19 protein-coding genes are annotated in these 21,053 nt (G+C 72.5%); 6 read left to right on the forward strand and 13 right to left on the reverse strand.

The features are described from left to right. Positions 1–6: 6 nt before the first annotated feature. From AC4OXY_RS23765 to AC4OXY_RS23775, 3 genes are read right to left on the reverse strand one after another with little or no spacing between them, the layout of a single operon-like run. Positions 7–1,605, reverse strand: a complete 1,599-nt coding sequence (locus tag AC4OXY_RS23765; protein ID WP_491991044.1) for an acyl-CoA carboxylase subunit beta — start codon at positions 1,603–1,605, stop codon at positions 7–9. Next, complete coding sequence (locus AC4OXY_RS23770) at positions 1,602–3,278, reverse strand: acyclic terpene utilization AtuA family protein (RefSeq protein WP_491991045.1); 1,677 nt, start codon at positions 3,276–3,278, stop codon at positions 1,602–1,604. Before AC4OXY_RS23770 ends, AC4OXY_RS23765 begins: the two co-directional genes overlap by 4 nt. Continuing rightward, entirely contained in the window at positions 3,275–4,069 is a 795-nt protein-coding gene (locus tag AC4OXY_RS23775) for a TIGR03084 family metal-binding protein (protein ID WP_491991046.1), read from the reverse strand. Before AC4OXY_RS23775 ends, AC4OXY_RS23770 begins: the two co-directional genes overlap by 4 nt. Before the next feature lie 118 nt (positions 4,070–4,187). On the opposite strand from AC4OXY_RS23775, the gene AC4OXY_RS23780 reads away from it, so the two are divergent. Both AC4OXY_RS23780 and AC4OXY_RS23785 read left to right on the forward strand, forming a co-directional pair. After that, on the forward strand, positions 4,188–5,033 hold the full coding sequence (locus tag AC4OXY_RS23780; protein ID WP_362816761.1) for a helix-turn-helix domain-containing protein: 846 nt from the start codon (positions 4,188–4,190) through the stop codon (positions 5,031–5,033). Continuing rightward, positions 4,993–5,187 (forward strand): DUF397 domain-containing protein, encoded by a 195-nt coding sequence (locus AC4OXY_RS23785; RefSeq protein WP_356020161.1) that lies wholly within the window; start codon positions 4,993–4,995, stop codon positions 5,185–5,187. Before AC4OXY_RS23780 ends, AC4OXY_RS23785 begins: the two co-directional genes overlap by 41 nt. Positions 5,188–5,374: 187 nt before the next feature. Here the strand turns inward: AC4OXY_RS23785 and AC4OXY_RS23790 are convergent, their stop codons facing one another. The 4 genes from AC4OXY_RS23790 to AC4OXY_RS23805 all read right to left on the reverse strand — a co-directional run bounded on the left by AC4OXY_RS23790 (position 5,375) and on the right by AC4OXY_RS23805 (position 11,849). After that, positions 5,375–6,337, reverse strand: a complete 963-nt coding sequence (locus tag AC4OXY_RS23790) for an EamA family transporter (protein ID WP_362816763.1) — start codon at positions 6,335–6,337, stop codon at positions 5,375–5,377. Between the two features lie 86 nt (positions 6,338–6,423). After that, positions 6,424–8,496 (reverse strand): ABC transporter ATP-binding protein, encoded by a 2,073-nt coding sequence (locus AC4OXY_RS23795; RefSeq protein WP_491991047.1) that lies wholly within the window; start codon positions 8,494–8,496, stop codon positions 6,424–6,426. Between the two features lie 119 nt (positions 8,497–8,615). Continuing rightward, complete coding sequence (locus AC4OXY_RS23800; protein ID WP_356020167.1) at positions 8,616–8,750, reverse strand: hypothetical protein; 135 nt, start codon at positions 8,748–8,750, stop codon at positions 8,616–8,618. Between the two features lie 189 nt (positions 8,751–8,939). Next, the gene (locus tag AC4OXY_RS23805) at positions 8,940–11,849 is read right to left on the reverse strand and encodes an FAD-binding and (Fe-S)-binding domain-containing protein (protein WP_491991048.1); all 2,910 of its coding nucleotides are present in this window, start codon (positions 11,847–11,849) and stop codon (positions 8,940–8,942) included. Between the two features lie 157 nt (positions 11,850–12,006). On the opposite strand from AC4OXY_RS23805, the gene serC reads away from it, so the two are divergent. From serC to AC4OXY_RS23820, 3 genes are all read left to right on the forward strand, one after another. After that, positions 12,007–13,125, forward strand: coding sequence for a phosphoserine transaminase (gene serC, locus AC4OXY_RS23810; protein ID WP_356020172.1), 1,119 nt, complete (start codon positions 12,007–12,009; stop codon positions 13,123–13,125). Positions 13,126–13,297: 172 nt separating this feature from the next. Then, on the forward strand, positions 13,298–13,672 hold the full coding sequence (locus tag AC4OXY_RS23815; protein ID WP_362816770.1) for a VOC family protein: 375 nt from the start codon (positions 13,298–13,300) through the stop codon (positions 13,670–13,672). 110 nt (positions 13,673–13,782) lie between these two features. After that, positions 13,783–14,235 (forward strand): PPOX class F420-dependent oxidoreductase, encoded by a 453-nt coding sequence (locus AC4OXY_RS23820; protein WP_356020176.1) that lies wholly within the window; start codon positions 13,783–13,785, stop codon positions 14,233–14,235. 4 nt (positions 14,236–14,239) lie between these two features. Here AC4OXY_RS23820 and AC4OXY_RS23825 read toward each other — a convergent pair whose 3' ends face one another. Beyond that, positions 14,240–15,214, reverse strand: coding sequence for a WD40 repeat domain-containing protein (locus AC4OXY_RS23825; RefSeq protein ID WP_376287604.1), 975 nt, complete (start codon positions 15,212–15,214; stop codon positions 14,240–14,242). Between the two features lie 88 nt (positions 15,215–15,302). On the opposite strand from AC4OXY_RS23825, the gene AC4OXY_RS23830 reads away from it, so the two are divergent. Continuing rightward, positions 15,303–15,986: an SGNH/GDSL hydrolase family protein gene (locus AC4OXY_RS23830; RefSeq protein ID WP_356020180.1), complete on the forward strand. Its 684-nt coding sequence runs from the start codon at positions 15,303–15,305 to the stop codon at positions 15,984–15,986. Between the two features lie 21 nt (positions 15,987–16,007). Here AC4OXY_RS23830 and AC4OXY_RS23835 read toward each other — a convergent pair whose 3' ends face one another. Genes AC4OXY_RS23835 through hemA form a run of 5 tightly spaced genes read right to left on the reverse strand, consistent with a single transcriptional unit; the run spans position 16,008 to position 20,959 of the window. Then, complete coding sequence (locus AC4OXY_RS23835) at positions 16,008–16,877, reverse strand: LysR family transcriptional regulator (RefSeq protein ID WP_356020182.1); 870 nt, start codon at positions 16,875–16,877, stop codon at positions 16,008–16,010. Positions 16,878–16,891: 14 nt separating this feature from the next. Then, a complete protein-coding gene (locus AC4OXY_RS23840; RefSeq protein WP_356020185.1) occupies positions 16,892–18,121 on the reverse strand; it encodes an MFS transporter in 1,230 nt (409 codons plus the stop codon). Continuing rightward, positions 18,118–19,200, reverse strand: coding sequence for a Gfo/Idh/MocA family protein (locus AC4OXY_RS23845; RefSeq protein ID WP_362816777.1), 1,083 nt, complete (start codon positions 19,198–19,200; stop codon positions 18,118–18,120). The genes AC4OXY_RS23840 and AC4OXY_RS23845 overlap by 4 nt, the downstream gene beginning before the upstream one ends. Beyond that, positions 19,197–19,733, reverse strand: coding sequence for a GNAT family N-acetyltransferase (locus AC4OXY_RS23850; protein WP_376287607.1), 537 nt, complete (start codon positions 19,731–19,733; stop codon positions 19,197–19,199). The genes AC4OXY_RS23845 and AC4OXY_RS23850 overlap by 4 nt, the downstream gene beginning before the upstream one ends. After that, a complete protein-coding gene (gene hemA, locus AC4OXY_RS23855; protein WP_356020191.1) occupies positions 19,730–20,959 on the reverse strand; it encodes a 5-aminolevulinate synthase in 1,230 nt (409 codons plus the stop codon). The genes AC4OXY_RS23850 and hemA overlap by 4 nt, the downstream gene beginning before the upstream one ends. Positions 20,960–21,053 lie beyond the last annotated feature (94 nt).

Below are 21,053 nucleotides of genomic sequence, written 5' to 3' on the forward strand. Positions count from 1 at the left end.
AATCCCTCACATCCGGAAGACGCCGAAGCCGCCACGCGCGCCCTCGTAGGGCGCGGTGTGGATCGCGGACAGGCACAGGCCGAGGACGGTGCGGGTGTCGCGCGGGTCGATGACGCCGTCGTCGTACAGCCGCCCGGACAGGAACATCGGCAGCGACTCGGACTCGATCTGCTGCTCCACCATCGCGCGCAGGGCGGCGTCCGCGTCCTCGTCGTACGGCTGCCCCTTCGCCGCCGCCGACTGGCGGGCGACGATCGACAGCACGCCCGCGAGCTGCTGCGGCCCCATCACGGCGGACTTGGCGCTCGGCCAGGCGAACAGGAACCGGGGGTCGTAGGCGCGCCCGCACATGCCGTAGTGCCCGGCCCCGTACGACGCCCCCATGAGCACGGACAGGTGCGGAACCCTGCTGTTGCTGACCGCGTTGATCATCATCGAGCCGTGTTTGACGATCCCGCCCTGCTCGTACTCCTTGCCGACCATGTAGCCGGTGGTGTTGTGCAGGAAGAGCAGCGGGATGTCGCGCTGGTTGGCGAGCTGGATGAACTGGGCGGCCTTCTGCGACTCCGCGCTGAACAGGACCCCCTGGGCGTTGGCGAGGATGCCGACCGGGTATCCGTGCAGGGCGGCCCAGCCGGTGACCAGACTGGTCCCGTACAGCGGCTTGAACTCGTCGAAGTCGGAGGCGTCCACGATCCGGGCGATGACCTCGCGCGGGTCGAAGGGGATCTTCAGATCGCCGGGGACGATGCCCAGCAGTTCTTCCTGGTCGTACTTGGGCGGCTCGGCGGGCGCCGGATCCGGGTACGCCTTGCGGTGATTGAGGCGGGCGACGACCCGCCGCGCCTGCCGCAGCGCGTCCGGCTCGTCGACGGCGAGGTAGTCGGCCAGACCCGACACGCGCGCGTGCATCTCCGCGCCGCCCAGGGACTCGTCGTCGCTCTCCTCGCCGGTGGCCATCTTCACCAGCGGCGGACCGCCGAGAAAGACCTTCGCCCGCTCCTTGACCATGATCACGTGGTCGGACATGCCGGGGATGTACGCACCGCCGGCCGTCGAGTTGCCGAAGACGACGGCGACGGTCGGGATGCCGGCGGCGGACAGGCGCGTGAGGTCGCGGAAGATGGCGCCGCCCGGGATGAAGATCTCCTTCTGGGACGGCAGGTCGGCGCCGCCGGACTCCACCAGGCTGATGCAGGGCAGCCGGTTGGCGAGCGCGATGTCGTTCGCCCGCAGGGCCTTCTTCAGGCTCCACGGGTTGCTCGCGCCGCCGCGCACGGTCGGGTCGTTCGCGGTGATCAGGCACTCCACGCCCGCGACCACGCCGATGCCGGTGACGATCGAGGCGCCGACCGTGTAGTCGCTGCCCCAGGCGGCGAGCGGGGACAGCTCCAGGAAGGGCGTGTCCGGGTCGAGGAGCAGCTCGATCCGCTCCCGTGCGAGCAACTTGCCGCGCTGGCGGTGTCGTTGTACGTACTTCTCGCCGCCGCCCGCGAGCGCCTTGGCGTGCTCGGCGTCCAGTTCGGCGAGCTTGGCGAGCATGGCCTCGCGGTTGGCCCGGTGGTCGGGGGCGGCCGGGTCCAGGGCCGAGGTCAGGGTGGTCACAGCAGGGCCTCCGGGATGTCCAGGTGGCGGGAGCGCAGCCATTCGCCGAGGGCCTTGGCCTGCGGGTCGAAACGGTGCCGGGCGGCGACGCCGGCGCCGAGGACGCCCTCGACGACGAAGTTGACCGCGCGGAGGTTCGGCAGCGGATGCCGGGTGACGGGCAGGTCCCGGCTCTCGGGGATCAGTTGCCGGAACCTTTCGGCGGTCAGCTCGTGCGCGAGCCACCGCCAGGCGTCGTCACTGCGGGCCCACACCCCCACGTTGGCGTTCCCGCCCTTGTCCCCGCTGCGGGCGCCGACGACCAGCCCGAGGGGCGCGCGGCGGGTCGGCCCGGGCGGCAGGGGCGCGGGCAGAGCCGGTTCGGGTACGGCGTCCAGGGGCCGGGTCTCCTGGGGCGGCGCCACAGGGACACGACGTCCGTCGTGGAGGACGGCCACATGGTCGACGGCGCCATGGGGGACGTACACATCCTCGAAGACCCCATAGGGCGCGGCCTTTTCCGGTGGCGAGAGCACATGGAACCCGGGGTAGCTGGCCAGCGCCAGCTCCACGGCGGCCCCGCTCAGCGCCCGCCCGACGACCCGCTCGTCCGCGTCCCGTACGACGAGCCGCAGCAGGGCGCTGGCGGTCTCCTCGGTGTCCGCGTCGTCCCGGTCGGTCCGCACCAGCTCCCAACGGACCTCGGCGGGCGGCGACGTGGCGAGCGCGTCGTCGAGCTGCTCCCGCACCAGCGCGGCCTTGGCCTCGATGTCGAGCCCGGTGAGGACGAAGGCGACCTCGTTGCGGAAGCCGCCGAGCCGGTTGAGCCCGACTTTGAGGTCCGGCGGCGGTGCCTCGCCCCGCACCCCCTCGATCCGCACCCGGTCCGCCCCGTCCGGACTCAGCCGTACGGTGTCCAGGCGGGCGGTGACGTCGGGCCCGGCGTACCGCCCGCCGCCGGTCTCGTACAGCAGCTGCGCGGTGACGGTGCCGACGTCGACCAGGCCGCCGGTGCCGGGGTGCTTGGTGATCACGCTGCTGCCGTCGGCGTGGATCTCGGCGAGCGGGAACCCGGGCCGCCGGACGTCGCCCTCCTGGAAGAAGGCGTAGTTCCCGCCGGTCGCCTGCGTCCCGCACTCCAGCACGTGCCCGGCGACGACGGCGCCCGCGAGCCGGTCGTAGTCCGTCCGCGCCCACCCGAAGTGGGCGGCGGCGGGCCCGGTGACCAGGGCCGCGTCGGTCACGCGCCCGGTGACGACGATGTCCGCACCGGCTTGCAGACACTCGGCGATGCCGAAGCCGCCGAGGTAGGCGTGGGCGGCCAGGGTGCCGGGGTGGGCGGCGGTGAGGTCGTCGCCCTCGACGTGCGCGACGGTGACCGGGATGCCGAGCCGGTCGGCCAACTCCCTTATGGCACTGGCCAGTCCGGCCGGATTGAGCCCTCCGGCGTTGGTGACGATCTGCACCCCGCGCTCATGGGCGAGGCCGAGGCAGTCCTCCAGCCGGCGCGGGAAGGTACGGGCGTAACCGGCGCCGGGGTCCTTGAGCCGGTCGCGGGCGAGGATCAGCATGGTGAGTTCGGCGAGGTAGTCGCCGGTGAGGACGTCGAGTTCGCCGCCGGTGAGCATTTCGCGCAGGGCGCTCGCGCGGTCGCCGTAGAAGCCGGAGAAGTTGCCGATGCGCAGGGGGTTCACCGCTCGCCCTCCTTCGGCGGGCGGCCGCCGCCGGGCGGCCCCGCGAAGGCCTGGGCGATGTCCAGCCAGCGGTCGGTGTCCGGGCCCACGGCGGTCAGGCCGAGGTCGGCGCGGTGGGCGCGCTGGGTGACGAGGAGGCAGAAGTCGAGGGCGGGGCCGGTGACGCGCTGCGGGGCGTTCTCGGGGCCGTATGCCCACGTCTCCCCCGTCGGCGCGGCGAGTTCGACGCGGAACTCTTCGGCGGGAGGGGTCAGCTGGTGGACGCTGTAGGCGAAGTCGCGTGTCCGCACCCCGAGTCGGGCCACATGCCTGAGCCGGTCGGTGGGTGGGCGCACCACACCCAGGGCGTCGGCGATGTCCAGGCCGTGGGCCCAGGTCTCCATGAGGCGGGCGGTGGCCATGGAGGCGGCCGACATCGGAGGGCCGTACCAGGGGAAACGGGCGCCGGGCGGCGCGGCGCGCAGGGCCTGGTCGAGGGCGGTGCGTCCCCCGCGCCAGGCCGACAGCAGCTCGGCGGGCACGAGCCGGGCGCCTTCCTCCGCGCCCTCGTCCACGAAGGAGTCGGGGGCGGCGAGCGCCTTCTCGACCAGTGCCCGGAAGGCGTCCGCGTCGGTGACGGCGAGCAGGGCCGAACGGTCGGTCCAGGCGAGGTGGGCGATCTGGTGGGCGAGGGTCCAGCCGGGGGCGGGGGTGGGCAGTGCCCACTGCTCGGCGCTCAACTCGGCCACGAGCAGGTCGAGTTCCTCGCTCTCGGCACGCAGGTCGTCGATGACGGGCGTCGGGTCGGCCATGGGGGGAGCATGGCAGTGAGGGCAGAAACAATCAAGCACGCTTGCATGAATTTGTTTTCCACAGGGCAACTCCTGTGTGCACGCGGGTCGCTACCCTCGGTGAACGGAGGTGGTGACGGTGAACATCCGCAAACTCGATCCCAGTGCGTCACCGTTGGACTACTACGGCTACGAGCTGCGCAGGGCACGGGAAGCGGCCGGCCTGACGCTGGCCCAACTGGGGTCGATCGTGTTCTGCACGGGGTCGTTCATCGGCATGATCGAGACGGCCGCGCGGGTGCCGCAGCGGGAGTTCTCCGAGCGGGTGGATGCGGCGCTGGGGACGGACGGCTTGTTCTCGCGTCTGGTCGGGCTGGTGTTACGGAGCCAGTTGCCCAGTTGGTTTCAGCCGTATGCGGAGATGGAGGCGAAGGCGGCATACATCTCCACGTACCAGGCGCAGTTGGTGGACGGCCTGCTCCAGACCGAGGCGTACGCCCGCACCGTGCTGGGTCTGCGTGACGACGCGGGTCTCGACTCCAAGGTGGCGGCGCGATTGGAGCGGCAGCGGATCCTGGAGCGCGAAGAACCGCCGGCCACCTGGGTGGTGCTCAGCGAGGCGGTGCTGCATCAGCAAGTCGGAGGCCGGGCAGTCATGCGGGAGCAACTCGCGCACCTCTTGACCATGCAGCAGCGCGCGTGGGTGAGCGTTCAGGTGCTGCCGTTCACGGCGGGGGCGCATACCGGGTTGATGGGGTCATACGCCCTGCTGCGCTTCGACAAGGAACCCGACATCGTCTACACGGAGGACTTCGTCCAGGGGCACATGACGGCCAATCCACAAGCGGTCAAGGAAGGTTCGGTCCGTTACGATCAACTTCAGGCTGCTGCCCTCTCCGCCGAGGACTCGGCAGCGCTGATCGCCCGCGTGATGGAGGAGCGCTATGGAGACGAGCCGGGAGCTGTCGGGCGCGATATGGCGTAGGTCGTCCTACAGCGGCGACACGGGCGGCCAGTGCGTCGAGGTCGCCGATCTCACCCCCGCCACAGCCGTCCGTGACTCCAAGCACCAGCAGGGGCCTGCCCTCCTCTTCCCCACCCGCGCCTGGTCGGCCTTCGTTCAGTCGGTCAAGGGCTGAAGCGACTGATCAGCCCCGGCCGGAAGCGGCCGGGGCCGGGATGCGCTGCGTGATCGATCGCCGCCGTCGGCGAATTCACTCCGCGCCGACCACCCGCCACCTGCGCACCACGTCCTCTTCCGTCGTCAGCCGCGTCCCGCCGCCGAGAGCCAGCGGGTCGAACGTGAGACCTCCGACGCCCCTGCCGTCACGCTTCCGGTGCCGGCTCCACCCGGGCCTTGCCGCGGCCCACCTGGGTGCGGACCGCGCCGATGCTGGCGGCGATGACCAGGGCGATGGCGGCCGCCTCGGTCCAGGACAGGGACTGGCCCAGGATGAGGAAGCCCGCCGTGGCCGCGATGGCCGGTTCCAGGCTCATCAGGATGGCGAAGGTGGAGGCGGGGAGGCGGCGCAGGGCCAGGAGTTCGAGGGTGTAGGGGAGGACCGAGGAGAGCAGGGCCACGGCCGAGCCGAGGGCGACGGTGGTGGGGTTCAGCAGACGGGTGCCCGCCGAGGTGACGCCCAGGGGGAGGAAGAGGAGCGCCGCCACCGCCATGGCCAGGGCCAGGCCGTCCGCCTGGGGGAAGCGGCGGCCCGTGCGGGCGCTGAAGAGTATGTAGACCGCCCACATGGCGCCTGCGCCCAGGGCGAATCCGACACCTGTGGGGTCCAGGTCGCTGAAGCCTCCGCCGCCCAGCAGGAACACGCCGAGCAGGGCCAGACCCGCCCACACCGCGTTGATCGCGCGGCGGGAGGCCAGGACGGACAGGGTGAGCGGGCCGAGGACTTCGAGGGTGACCGCCGGGCCCAGCGGGATACGGGCGACCGCCTCGTAGAAGAGCCCGTTCATCGCGGCCATGGCGATACCGAACGCGACCACCGTGCCCCAGTCGGCGCGCGAGTGGCCGCGCAGCCCGGGGCGGCAGACCACGAGGAGGACGATCGCCGCCGCGAGGAGGCGCAGGGTGACGACACCCGGCGCGCCGGCGCGGGGCATCAGGGTCACCGCGAGCGCGCCTCCGAACTGGACCGAGATGCCGCCGGCCAGCACCAGCCCGACCGGGCCGAGTGAGCGGGGCGAGCCGAAGCGGCGCGGTGCGCCGGACGGGGCGGCCGGGGTCGCGGCCGGCGTGGTGGTGTGGGAGGCGTTGGTGCTGGAGGCGGCGGTCACGGGCTGTCCTGGACTTGATCGAGTATGTCTATCCCGATGTACTAACAAGTTCAGGGTAATGGACTTCGACAGGAGCGTGAACCCCTTTAGTAGCTGTCCCGCATCGTGGGATCCGGCCTCCGGTCCGCTCCCTCCTCGTCCCGGAAGAGCGGGCGGCCGTCGGCCAGGGACATCGGTGCGTGGTGTCCGTACGCGTACGGTCCCTGGCCCGGCTGCGCCGGGGGCCAGCCGCCCTGGGGGGCCTGCCAGGTCTGAGGGTCCTGCCAGGCCTGGGGATGCTGCCATGACTGGGCGTGGGGCTGGGGGGCGGGGGGCCGGGGCGGGGCCGGCCGGTGGTCCTCCCACAGCGGCATGCGCAGTTCGCCCGTGTCCATGACCGCGTTGTTCTGCGAGCGGTGCAGACGGGCGTACGCGCCGCCCCTGGCCAGGAGTTCGTCGTGGCGGCCGGTCTCGACGATGCGGCCGCGGTCCACCACGAGGATGCGGTCGGCGTCGGGGGCCAGGTTGAGGTCGTGGGTGATCATGATCGTCGTACGGCCCGCCATCAGACGGCGCAGAGGCTTCACGACGCGGCGGGCGGCCATCGCGTCCAGGCCCGTCGTCGGCTCGTCCAGGACCAGGACCGGGGCGTCGCGCAGGATCGCGCGGGCGATGGCCAGGCGCTGGAGCTGACCGCCGGACAGGCGGGCCGAGTTGGGGTCGACCCTGGTGTCGTAGCCGTCGGGGAGGCGGACGATGAACTCGTGGGCGTCGGCCGCCCTCGCCGCCTCCTCGATGGCCTGCTCGCTGGCACCGGGGCGGCCGCAGGCGATGTTGGCGCGGACCGTGTCGTGCAGGACGAGGGTCTCCTGCGGGAGCAGGGTGACGTACTCGCGCAGGCGGGCCAGGGGGAAGTCGCGCAGCGGGACGCCGTCCAGCAGGACCTCGCCGGCGTCGGGGTCGTAGAAGCGGAGCAGGAGCTTGGAGACCGTGGACTTCCCGGCGCCGCTCGGGCCGGTGACGATCACCAGCTCGCCGGGGCTGACCGTGAAGGAGAGGCCTTCGAGGGCGGTCTTCTCGGCGCCCGGGTAGGTGAAGGTGGCCTGCCGGACCTCGACCGTGCCGTCCGGGCGGCCGGTCTCCGTGCCGCGCGGGGGGTCGGTGACCGAGGGGCGGACGTCGAGGATCTCGATGAGGCGCTCGGCGCCCGCCGTGGCGGCGGTGACGGTGAGGCCGAGCTGGGCGAGGCCGCGCACGGGCGGGTAGAGGTAGCCGAGGAAGGCGGCGAAGGCGAGGAGCCGGCCGAGGGTCATGCGGCCGGTGGAGATCTCCCAGGCGCCGATGCCGATCACCGCGAGCACGCAGACCGTCTCGATGACCTGGACGAGCTGTTCGTAGGCCTCGTTGAGGCGGGTGGAGCGGACCGAGGCGCGGAACCAGGCGTTCGCCTCCTCGCCCAGCCGGCGGCGCTCGGCGTCGCGGCGGTCGTAGGCCTGGGTGAGCACGATGTTGCCGAGGGACTCCTCGACCACGGAGGTGATGGCGCCGTCGGCGGCCCGGCCCGCGCGCGAGACGTCCTTGATGGAACCGGAGAAGCGGCGCGCGGCCAGCCAGAACAGGGGCGCGAGCACGAAGGTCGCGGCGGCCAGGTCCCAGCGCAGCCAGAACGCGGCGGCGGCGTAGAAGAGGGCGGAGAAGGCGGCCGAGGCGGCGCCGACCAGGCCGGACACGACCAGCGTCTCGATCGCCTCGACGTCGCTGGTCAGCCGGGAGAGCAGATCGCCCTGGCGGTGGCGCTGGAAGAAGTGCGGCGGCAACTGCTGGACATGGTCGAAGACGTGCTCGCGCAGCCGCATCACGAAGCGTTCGGTGGCCCACGCGGCCAGGGAGTTGCCGGCGTACGCGACGAACGCGCCGACGACGGCGACACCCAGCCACTTCAGGGCCGGTGCCCAGAACGCGGCCAGCGACCCCTTCTCCAGGGCGTGGTCGGTGAGGTCGCCGAACAGCAGGACGGCCTCGGTCTCGGCGAGCGCGGCGATCACCGTGCACACCCAGACGACGAGCAGCCATCTTCTGAGTCCCCGGGTCAGCGGCCAGAACCGGCGGAACGCCGCTCGGGCGGGAATCGTGGGGGTCTCGTACGCGTCGTCCTCGAATTCTGCACCGTCGTCGGTCATCCGACCCCCTTCCTGGAATTCCTGGAATTTCTGGAATTTCTACGGCTCCGGAGATTCCGGAATGAAAAAAGAAAAGGGGCCGACGGTGCACCATCGACCCCTTTCGGATCAGCTCGGGGTTACTGGTCCCGGCCGGGGAAGGGCTTGGGCAGCGGCTTCGGCTCGTGCTTCCGCGGCTTCGGCTTCGGGTGCGGCGGCGGGGGGAGCTGCTTCTTGGGCTTGGGGGGCAGCGGGACAAGCTTGTTGAAGCCCATTTCCTACTCCTGGTGTTTCGCAGTTCTTGTGGTTTCGAGAATTCCGCGTCCGGCTCCCGACATCGAAGAACCTACACGCCACCACAGACCCTGAACGGCAAAGTTGGCAAAGGGGCGCTGTGAAAACATTGGCGGTTCCTGAGAGAGCCACTCGAACCTGGGAATTCTCTTATGAACCTGAGCACTCCCTTATGAACAACCGGAACCGGCCTCCAGCGCCTCCGCCAGTACCTCCGCCAGGTGTCTGCCGCGGACCCCGGCCAGTTGCGCCAGCTGGGTGCGGCAGGAGAAGCCGTCGGCCAGGACGAGCGCCTCCTCGGGCGCGGCGCGCAGCGAGGGCAGGAGCTGGTCCTCGGCGCAGGCCTTCGACACCTCGAAGTGGCCTTTCTCGAAGCCGAAGTTGCCCGCGAGGCCGCAGCAGCCGCCGCTCAGTTCGCCGGTGAGGCCCGCGGCCTCGCGCAGCCGGCGGTCGGGACTGTCGCCGAGGACCGCGTGCTGGTGGCAGTGGGTCTGGCCGGCGACCGGGCGGTCCACGGCCGGCGGCGTCCAGTGCGGGGCGTGCCGCTCCAGGGCCTCGGCGAAGGTGAGGACCGCTGCGGACAGCTCGGCCGCCCGCGGGTCGTCGGGCAGCAGCTCGGGCAGGTCGGTGCGCAGCGCCGCCGCGCAGCTCGGCTCCAGGACGACGACCGGGACCCGTGCCCGCAGCACCGGCTCCATCAGGTCCAGCGTGCGGCGCAACACCGCCCGGGCGCGGTCCAGTTGGCCGGTGGAGACGTACGTCAGGCCGCAGCAGACCCGGGCCCGGCGGGCGGTGAGGAGTGCGAGGGCCGATCTGCTGCGCCCCGTGCCGAGCGCCGCCTCGCGCGGCAGCAGCGTCGGCGGCAGGGCCACCCGCAGTCCGGCGGCCTCCAGCACCCGGACGGCGGCCCGGCCCACGGCCGGGGACAGGTGCTCGGTGAAGGTGTCCGGCCACAGCACGACCAGCTTCCCCGCGGGCGCTGACTCGGGCGCGGGCTCAGGCGCGGACCGGGGCGCGGATGCCGCCCGCCGCGTGCGCCACCAGCCGGTGAACGTCCGCGTCGCCAGCCGGGGGATGTCCCGCTCCGCCGCGATCCCGCCCAGGCGTTTGCCGACGGCGGCGAACGGCCGTAGCGAGGCCAGCGCGTTGAGCAGCCGGGCCGTGCGCGTGCGGGCCGCCCAGCGCAGCCACTCGGGCAGCCGGCCCATGCTGTGGTGGGCCGCGGGGCGGCGCCGGCCGGCGTAGTGGTGGTGCAGGAACTCGGCCTTGTAGGTGGCCATGTCGACGCCGACCGGGCAGTCCGAGCGGCAGCCCTTGCAGGACAGGCACAGGTCGAGGGCGTCGCGGACCTCGGCGGACTGCCAGCCGTCGGTGACCAGTTCGCCCGCCAGCATCTCGTGCAGCAGCCGGGCCCGGCCGCGCGTGGAGTGCTCCTCCTCGCCGGTCGCCCGGAAGGACGGGCACATCACGGCCGGGCCGGACACCGTGGCCGTGCGGCACTTGGCCACGCCCACGCAGCGGCGGACCGCCGCGCGGAAGTCGCCGCCGTCGGCCGGATAGCCGAACTCCACGTCGACGGGGCGTCCCGGCAGCACCGAGAAGCGAAGGTTGGTGTCCAGCGGGGCGGGGCGGACCAGCATGCCGGGGTTGAGCAGGTCGTCGGGGTCCCAGAGCGCCTTGGCCCGCTCGAAGAGCCGGACCGTCTCGGCACCGTACATGCGCGGCAGCAGCTCCGCGCGGGCCTGTCCGTCGCCGTGCTCCCCGGACAGCGAGCCGCCGTGCTCCACCACCAGGTCGGCCAGTTCCTCGGAGAAGCGGCGGAAGCGGGCGACGCCGGCCTCGGTGAGCAGGTCGAAGTCGATGCGGACGTGGATGCAGCCGTCGCCGAAGTGGCCGTACGGCGTGCCGCGCAGGCCGTGCGCGGACAGCAGCGCGCGGAAGTCGCGCAGGTAGGCGCCGAGCCGGGCGGGCGGCACCGCGCAGTCCTCCCAGCCGGGCCAGGCCTCGGAGCCGTCGGGCAGGCGGGTCGCCGTGCCGCTCGCGTCCTCGCGGACGCGCCACAGGGCCCGCTGGGCACCCGCGTCCGTCACCACCAGGGCGTCGACGACGTCGGCCGCGCGGACGATCTGCTCCGCACGCGCGCGTGCCTCGCCCGCCGACTCCCCGCCGGTCTCCACGAACAGCCAGGCGCCGCCCTTCGGCAGCCCGGCCGCCGAACGGACCAGATCGGCCGCCATGCCCTCCACCGTCAGCGGGCCGAGCGGCAGGAGTCCGGCCGCGGCCTCGGCCGCCGCGCTCTCGTCGCCGTAGCCCAGCACGGCGAGCGCACGCGCGCGCGGCGCCTGCACCAGCCGTACGACCGCCTCGGTCAGGATGCCGAGCGTGCCTTCCGAGCCGCAGAAGGAGCGGGCCACGTCGGCGCCCTTCTCGGGCAGCAGGGCGTCCAGCGCGTACCCCGAGATGCGGCGGGGCAGGTCGGGGAAGCCGGTGCGCAGCCGGGCCGGCTCGCCCGCCGCCAGCTCCCGCAGGCCGTCCGGCGCCCCGGCCCAGTCCCGCCCCGGCCGCAGGAACTGCCCGCGCGCGGTGACGACGGACAGCTCGCGCACGCTGTCCGCGGTGGTCCCCCAGGCGACGGAGTGGGAGCCGCACGAGTTGTTGCCGATCATTCCGCCGAGCGTGCATCTGCTGTGCGTGGACGGGTCCGGGCCGAAACGCAGGCCGTGCGGGGCGGCGGCCTCCTGGAGCCGGTCGAGGACGAGGCCGGGCTGGACGACGGCCGTGCGCTCGCCCGGATCCAGCTCCAGCAGGCGGTTCATGTGCCGCGTGAAGTCCAGCACCACGCCCGTGCCCGTCGCCTGCCCGGCGATCGACGTGCCCCCGCCGCGCGCCACCACCGGCACCCCGCGCGCCCGGCACACCGCCAGCACGGCGGCCACGTCGTCGGCGTCTCTCGGGGCCACGACGCCGAGCGGGACGCGTCGGTAGTTGGACGCGTCCATCGTGACCAGCGCCCGGGAGGTGACGTCGAAGCCCACCTCTCCCCGGACGGACCTGCGCAGCGCCTCGGCGAGATCTGTCATGCGTCCAGCATCCATCCGATCACGCACCGTCACCGAGAGTTTTCCACAGCCTCGCCCATATCGTCGTACTAATTCACGAGTTCTGCCGCCGGACGATCTCGTCTCATCGGACGGACACGGTTCCGCCCGGTTTCGCCCACCGGATACCCTCCGACTCGTGGCCGACATCCAGATTCCCGCTGACATCAAGCCCGCCGACGGACGATTCGGCGCGGGCCCCTCCAAGGTGCGCACCGAGGCGCTGGACGCCCTCGCCGCGACCGGTTCGTCCCTGCTGGGCACCTCCCACCGCCAGGCGCCCGTCAAGAACCTGGTCGGCAAGGTCCGCGAAGGCATCTCCGAGCTGTTCTCCCTGCCCGAGGGCTACGAGGTGGTTCTCGGCAACGGCGGCTCGACCGCCTTCTGGGACATCGCCACCCACGGTCTGATCGAGAACAAGTCGCAGCACCTGAACTTCGGCGAGTTCTCCTCCAAGTTCGCCAAGGCCGCCAAGCTGGCGCCGTGGCTGGCCGAGCCCACCGTCATCGCCACCGACCCCGGCACCCACCCCGAGCCGCGGGCCGAGGCGGGCGTCGACGTCTACGCCTTCACCCACAACGAGACCTCCACCGGTGTCGCCATGCCGATCAAGCGCGTGGCCGGCGCCGACGAGGGCGCGCTCGTCCTCGTGGACGCCACGTCCGGCGCGGGCGGCCTGCCGGTCGACGTGTCCGAGACGGACGTCTACTACTTCGCCCCGCAGAAGTCCTTCGCCTCCGACGGCGGCCTGTGGATCGGCGTCTTCTCCCCGGCCGCGATCGAGCGCGCGGAGCGCGTCCACGCGTCCGGCCGCCACGTCCCGGAGTTCTTCAGCCTCCCCACGGCGATCGACAACTCCCGCAAGAACCAGACGTACAACACCCCGGCCCTCGCCACCCTCTTCCTCCTGAACGAGCAGCTGGAGTGGCTCAACGGCCAGGGCGGCCTCGCCTTCTCCACGGGCCGCACGAAGGACTCCTCCACCCGCCTCTACACCTGGGCCGAGGAATCCAAGTACGCCACCCCGTTCGTCACCGACCCGGCCAAGCGCTCGCAGGTCATCGGCACGATCGACTTCGCCGACGAGATCGACGCCGCCGCCGTCGCCAAGGTCCTGCGCGCCAACGGCATCGTGGACACCGAGCCCTACCGCAAGCTCGGCCGCAACCAGCTCCGCATCGCGATGTTCCCGGCGATCGACCCGGCGGACGTCGAGGCCCTGACGAAGTGCATCGACTTCGTGATCGAGAAGCTCTGACCTCTCGGCAGCCAGCACGCTGAAGGGCGCCCGGTGGGACATCACCGGGCGCCCTTCGCTCGGACGGAGCGCGGGCCGGCGTACCCGCCGCGCATGCCTGCCGCAGCGGCGGGTACGACACCTCCCGTACAGGGGCGTCGCGGAAGCGGCTGAAGAGCGAGGGGTGCCGGAAGTGATTCGAAAGTTGCAGGCGGTCGCGCTGGACTGCGCAGATCCGGTGCGGCTCGCCGAGTTCTGGGCGGAACTGCTCGGCGGGCGCGTGGTCGCGCATCCGGAGGATCCCGACTGGGTCGAGGTGCACGGCTTCGAGGGGACGCCGCTGGCCTGCCAGCGGGTGGAGGGCTACCGGGCGCCCGAATGGCCCGGCCAGGAGCGCCCGCAGCAGCTCCACCTGGATTTCGACGTGGACGACCTCGACGGCGAGGAGAAGCGGGCGCTCTCCCTCGGCGCGACCGTGCTGGAGCGAACGGACCAGGTCCGCGCGGGGGCCAACTGGCGGGTCTACGCGGACCCGGCCGGCCACCCGTTCTGCCTCTGCCTCCACTGAGGCGTCCTGCGGGTCGGGCTCTACGACGACGTGGTCGACTCCGCGCTCACGGGAGCGCTCCCACGCACCCCGCACTTGAGAAGCCGGGCGTCCGGTGTCTCCATGGAGACATGGCCAGTGTGCGTACGAGCCCCGCGCTCGCCCCGTTCGTCAAGCAGTACGCCGCCCTGCTCACGACCCACAAGCGGGACGGCACCGGCGTCGGCACCCCCGTGAACATCGCCGTCGAGGGGGACCACGCCTACTTCCGCACCCCGGGCACCACCTGGAAGGTCAAGCGGCTGCGCGGCAACCCCGAGGTGGAGCTGGCTCCCGCCACCGTGCGCGGGGCTCCCACCGGACCGGAGATCCACGCGCGGGCCCGGCTGCTGGAGCACGGCAGCGCGGAGGACCGGCACGCGGCGCGGCTGCTGCGGCACAAGTACCCGCTCGTGCAAGGGGTGTTGGTGCCGCTCTCGCACAAGGTGATGCGGGCGACGACGCTGCACTACGAGGTACGGCCGGTGGAGGAGGCGCCCCCGCAGACACCGCCGGGGAAGTGGGCGGAGCCCGGCGACCGGTGACCGTTCAGGCCCTGCGCCGCAGCCACCGCACCCCGAGGAGGGCGGCCACCACGGCGGCGACGATCGCGGCGCCCGTCTTGTAGTCGCCGCTGCCGCCGGCCGGTCCGGCCGTCGAACTCGCGCCGCCGGAAGGTGACGTGGTGCCCGTGGACCGGCCGGGGGCGTCCTCCGTCTCGACCTGGGTGCCCGCCCCCTCGGAGCTGTAGAGCAGCTTGGTCCCGTCGGCGGAGTACGTGATGCCCTCACCCTGCCCCTGCAGGGGCACGTCGAGCCGGCCCGCGCGCTTGATGCGGCCGCCGTTCCAGTCGTAGTAGATCCCGCCGAAGTACCCGCGTACGGCGAGCTGCCGGCCGTCCGGCGAGAAGGCGGCGTCCGTGGCCCACAGGTCGACGGCGGCGACGGGCCGGAAGACGTTCGTGCCGGAGGCGGAGAGGGTGGCCGGGCCCTCGTAGAGGTGCCCGCCGTCCTCCTTCTTGTCGATGATGTAGACGCGCCCGGTCTTCGGGTGGACCACCAGCGACTCGGCGTTGCGGGGTCCGTTCGCGTACTTCACGACGTACTGCGTGGCGGTGACCGTCCGGTCCTTCAGCACCTTCGGCTCGGGCAGCTTGTAGATCCACACGTACGGCCATGAGCCGTCGAGGTTGTCGCCGATGTCGCCGGCGTAGATCTGGTCGTCCGGGCCGATGGAGACGGCCTCGACGTCGCGCGGGGAGCCGATGCCGCGCAGGGTGATCCGGGCGACGGTCTTCCCGGTCCGGCTGTCCACGGCGTAGAGGTACGGGCCGTCGCCGCTGTCGTTGTGCGTCCAGTAGATGCCGGGGTGCTGCCGGGAGGCGGCCAGACCGCTGGACTCGGTGATCCGGGGGTCCCTGAGGGTGAACCCCCGGTCGCCGGCGCCGTTTTCAGCGGCGGAGGCGGGCAGCGCGCAGGCACCCACGAGCAGCGCGGGGGCGAGGACGGCGAACGATCGGCGCATCCCCCAAGCCTGCCATCCCCACCTGGACCTGCTCGGACGTGGTGGGCCTCACACCCCACCGCTGTGCGTGATCGTCCATCATGAGCGGATGCTCAGATTCATGCCCGTAGGTGACTCCATGACGATCGGGAGCGCGGGCGAGCACACCTGGCGCTACCGGTTGTGGCGGCACCTGTGCGAGACGCACGGCGGCCCGTTCACGTTCGTCGGCCCGCGCGAGGAGCTGTACGACAAGTCGTCCGACGCGCCGACGTCGTACGCCTACGCCGAACCCGACTTCCCGCGCCGCCACCTGGCGGGCTGGGGCGAGGGCTGGCTGCACATGGCCCCGCTGATCGGCGAGACGGTGCGCGCCCACCGCCCGGACGTGCTGCTGGTCTCCCTCGGCCTGATCGACCTGGGCTTCTACACGAACGCGGAGCAGACCGCGGAGAACGTACGGGCGTTCGTCGCCGGCGCCCGGGAGGCCGCCCCGCGCATACGCATGGTCGTCCTCCCGGTGATCCCGAACATCCGGGCCGCGGCCGACGAGCCGTTCGCGGCCCAGGTGGACCTCTTCAACACCCTGCTCGCGAAGACGGTCGCCGACCTGGACGAGCCCCGCTCCCCGCTGCTGCTGGCCTCGCCGCCCAAGGCGTACGACATCCACGCCGACACCTACGACGGCACGCACCCCAACGCGAGCGGGGAGCACCGGATCGCGGGCGCGTTCGCCGGGGCGATGTGGCAGGCGTGGGGGGTCGGACAGGCGTACGCGGGCGGGCTGAACTGACGTGACGACGGCCGCCGTTGCTCACCGCGCGGGGCAGGACGGACGCCCGGTGCGCTGCCGGAGCAGCGTCTTCGCCAGCACGGCGGCGTGCGGGTGCGGGTCGGTGCGCGGATAGACGCAGTGCAAGGTGGCCGGGGGCGCTCCGGTCAGCGGCAGATAGAGCACGTCCGGATCGGGGTGCTGCGCGGCCACGGAGGCGGGCAGGACGCCCACGCCGCGCCGGACGGCCACCGCGTGCAGGTACTCGTCGATGTTCGTGGTCTCGGCACCGATCTCGGGGGTGGCGGAGCGCGGCCAGTCGTCCGGCGTGAGGGTGCCGCTGACGGTGTTCAGCACCAGACAACGGCGGCCGAGATCACGCCAGGTGACGGTGGACCGGACGGCGAGGGTGGAGCGCCTCGACACCGCGGCGACCCGCTCCTCGCGCAGGATCTCCACGGAGGTCAGCCGCGGGTCGTCGACGCCGCCCCACAACAGGGCGGCGTCGACGAGGCCCCCCTGGAGCCCGGCGGTGCGGTCGTCGGCGCGCACCGGCTGGATCAGGAGCTGGTGCTCCCGCTCCATCTGCTCCATGGCCGCTCGCCCCAGCGCCACCGGGAACCCCCAGGCGTAGCCGAGACGGAAGGCCGCCTCGGGTCTCGGCGGGCGCAGCGCCGCTTCGAGGCGCGGCAGCAGCGCGTGCAGTTCGCCCTGCAGCCGCCGCCCCTCGGCGGTGAGCCGGGGGTGGCGGGTGCTGCGGTCGAGCAGGGAGCGGCCCAGCGTCTCCTCCAGGCGCCGGATCTGCCGGCTCAGGGTGGGCTGGGACACCCCGAGCCGGTCGGCCGCCCAGGTGAAGTGCTGCTCTTCGGCGAGGGTGAGGAAGCACCGCAGGTGGTGTATGCCGATGTCCATGTTCGCCAGGTTAGTCACCGTACCGTCGGGGCCGTGACCGAGGGTGCGGGCGGTGCGGGCCGCCGCTGCGCGCGCCGGGTGAAGTGCCGTACGGCACTCAGGTGCAGGACGAGCGCGAGCAGGGCGAGTCCCGCCGTGCAGTACGGCAGGGCGCGGGGGGCCACGCCCGCCGCGATGACGGTGCCGCCGAGTGCCGAGCCGATCGCGCTGCCGAGGTAGACGGCGGAGCTGTTCAGCGCCACCGCCACCGGGGCCTGCTCCGGCTGCGCGGCGATCAACTGGTGCTGCTGCGGCACCTGGAGCGCCCAGCCCGCCGCTCCCCAGACGACGAGCGGGACCGCCAGCGCCCAGGAGAACCGGGCGGCCGCCGGCATCACGAGGTGAGCCGCGGTCAGCAGGGTCAGCACGCACGCGACGACGGCGAAGGGCCGCTTCGTACGGTCCACGACCCGGCCGATGAGCAGGCTGCCGAGCACGCCTCCCGCGCCCCAGGCCCACATCGGGCCGACCGTCTCGTGCAGACCGGCCGCGTCGGAGAGGAAGGGCGCCAGATACGTGTAGAGGCCGAGGCTGGCGACGCCGCCGAGGAGCGAGACGACGGCGACGGAGGCGACCCGGCCGTCCGTCAGGATCCGTACCCGGTCGCGCAGCGCGGGCGGCGGCCCGGCCTCGGTGCGCGGGAGCAGCGCGATGCCGCCCAGCGCGACCACGCCGAGTGCCGTGATCAGCCACAGGGTGCCGCGCCAGCCCACGTGTTCGGCCAGCAGCACCCCGATGGGCACGCCGATGACGGTGCCGATACTCATCCCGCCCATGACCAGGGCGAGGCTGCGCCCGCGGCGCTCCGCCCCGCCGAGGCCCGCCGCCGTCGCCGCGGCCATCGGCGAGTACAGGCCCGCGCCGATGCCGGCCAGGGCGCGCGCCACGAGCAGGACGGGCAGCCCGGGGGCCAGCGCGGTGAGCGCGTTGCCCACCGTGAAGACGGCGAGCGCGCAGGCGAGCACCACCTTGGCGGGGCGCCCGGCCAGCGCGGTGGCGAAGACGGGCGCGGCCAGCGCGTAGCAGAGCGTGAACACGGTGACCATCTGGCCGGCCGAGGCCTCCGACACCGCCAGGTCGTCCGCGACGCGGGGCAGCAGCCCGGCCATGACGTAGGCGTCGAGGCCGAGGGCGAAGGCGCCCAGGGCGAGAAGGAGGATGAAGCTGCTGCCGTGCCGCGGCGGCCGGGTCGTGGTGGCGGTCATCCCAGCCGCTCCCAGTCCACCTCGGTGGCGACGGTCCGCCCGTGGGGGAAGTACCGGGCGGGGCCGGCGACTCGTGCCATGTCCTCGATGCGGTTGAGGAGTCGCTGCAGGGCGATCGACTCGTCGAGGCCGGCGAAGCCGACGAGCGGGTCCGTGCCGTGCACCACGAAACGCAGGGCGTCGGCGACCAGCCGGCGCAGCTTCACGATGCCGCGCAGCTCCTGGGGGACCGGATCCTCCCGGGTGTCCACGACGCTCAGCGTCTGTTCGCCCGCGTCCGTGCGGCGCCAGATCCGCAGCCGGTCGGCGTCCCACACGGGCGTGTCGTAGACGGCCGTGGCGTGCACGAGGGAGTCGTCGGGGGCGCGGAACGTGCAGTCCACGGTGCGCTGCCGGGTGATGTTGGTGAAGCTGCTGTAGACGGTGACCGGCGCCCCGCCCAGGGTCGCGGTGAGGGCCACGCTGTCCAGCACCTCCGGTCCGCTGACCGAGAAGTCGGATGCCACGCCGATGACGTCGACCGGCTCGACGGCGTGGTCCCGCGGGCCGATCAGGCGCAGCAGATCGAGCGAGTGGATGACCTCGCTCGTGACACCGACCGTCGGGCGGTGGTCGTTGATGCGGTCCTTGCCCCAGGTCGCGTGGGCGCGGACCAGGCGCAGTTCATGGCGGCCGGCGTAGTCGCGCAGCGCCATGGTGACGTCGGAGTGGCGCTCGACCAGATCCATCGCGAACCCGGAGGTGTGCCGCAGTGCCGAGGCCACGGCGGCGAGGTCGTCCTGACGCGAGGTCAGCGGCTTCTCGGCGAGGACGAAGCCGCGGTAGCCGTCCAGCGCCGTCAGGATCTCGGCGTGGGCCGAGTCCGTGACCGCGACGATGACGAGGTCCGGCGCGAAGTCGCGCAGCGCCTGCGGGAGCGAGCCGAAGTAGGGGATGTCCTCGCGGGTGCGGTGACGCGCGTGGTAGGCGAACTCCAGCCTGGCCCCGACCCCGTCCGGCCCGTCGAGCGAGCGCAGCGCGCTCAGGAAGCGCGAGCCGGCGTATCCCATGCCCGCGATCAGTACACGTGCCGTCTTCATGCGGCAGCGGCCTCCTTCGTGGTGTGCAGCGGCTTGTACAGCAGGTCCTCGCCGGTGGGCAGGAAGCCCGAGCGGAGGTAGAAGTCCCGTGCGCGGGCGGTGGTCTGCAGGACGATCTCGTCGGCGCCGCGCGAGCGAAGCCAGTCGGCGAGGTGGTCCAGTACGGCGGCGCCCAGGCCCTGTTCCCGGTCGCGGGGGTCGGTCACCACGGACTGGATCCACCCGGCCCGGCCGCTCGGGCACACGGGCGACGGGGCCCGCTGGTCGACGACGGCGATCGCGCAGGCTCGCAGCCGGCCGGGTCCGTCCACGACGGCCGCACGCAGGTCGGGGTCGCGGGGCAGGCGCTCGGCGAGCCAGGTGCGATAGCTGCTGCGCCACGCCGCGCTCGCGGTGGCGGACGTGGCCGCGTACGGGACCTCGGACGAGCCGGCGTCCTCCAGCAGGTAGGCGCGCAGGCGCACCAGTTCGTCGATGTCGCCGACGCCGGCGGGCCGCACCGGTACGTCCGCCGCTCGGTTCGTGGCGCTCATGCCGCCCGCTCCTCGGACGCGCCGGCCACGCCGAAGTACGCGAAGACCTCGCTCAGCGCCTGCACCAGATGGGCGATGTCCTCGTCACTGTGGTTCGGCGTGACATTGACGCGGAAGCGCTCGGTGCCGACCGGGACGGTCGGGGAGTTGATGGGCTGCAGGTACACGCCGTACTCGTCCAGCAGCCGGGCGGCCGACTTCTTGCACAGCGCGGCGTCCCCGACCAGGACCGGCAGGACGTGCGTGGTGCTGCACGGCATCACCTGGATGCCGGCGCGCTGGAGCGCGTCGCGCAGGAGCGCGGTCTTGCGGTGCAGTGCGTCGCGCTCGGCACCGGACGTCTTGAGGTGTTCGATGCTCGCGTGGCAGGCGGCGACGACGGCCGGCGGCAGCGAGGTGGTGAAGATGAAGCCGGAGGCGAAGCTGCGCACGGCGTCGATCAGGGTGGCCGAGCCGGTGATGTAGCCGCCGATCACCCCGATCGCCTTGGCCATCGTGCCCTGGATGATGTCGATGTGGTGGTCGACGTTGAGCTGCGCGGCCAGGCCGGCCCCCCGGGGCCCGTACATGCCGATGGCGTGCACTTCGTCCAGGTACGTCAGCGCGTTGTGGTGATGGGCGACCTTGATGATCTCCTCGATCGGGGCGACGTCCCCGTCCATCGAGTACACCGACTCGAACGCGACGATCTTCGGCCGGTCCAGCGGCTGCGCGGCGAGTATCTCCTCCAGGTGGCCGACGTCGTTGTGCCGGAAGACGGCGCGTTCGGCCCGGGTGCTGCGGATGCCGTTGATGATCGACGCGTGGTTCAGCTCGTCCGAGACGACGAGCGGGTCGGGCAGCACCCGCAGCAGGCACTGCAGGGTCGCGTCGTTCGAGCCGTACCCGGTCGGGAAGACGAGCGCGGCCTCCTTGCCGTGCCACTCGGCGAGTGCTGTCTCCAGCCGCGCGTAATGGGCGTGCGTGCCACCGATGTTGCGCGAGCCGCCGGAGCCGGCGCCGTACTCGTCGACGGCCCGGTGCATCGCCTCCAGCACCTTCGGGTGCTGCGACATGCCCAGGTAGTCGTTGCTGCACCAGACCGTCACCTGCTGCGTGCGGCCGTCGGCGGTCCGGCGGTCCGCCTTCGGGTAGGCGCCGGCGCGCCGGTTGATGTCCACGAACTCCCGGTACTGTCCGCCGCTGCGCAGCTCTTCCAGCTTCTGCGCCAGGAAGTCTTCGTACATGGCCTCGTGCATGGCCGTACCCCCGTACTGTCGTGCTGCGGTGCCGGTGGGCACCGTCGTGCTGATTGCGGTACGGGAAGTAGATCCAGATGCT

The sequence above is a fragment of the Streptomyces sp. HUAS MG56 genome, assembly GCF_058673395.1.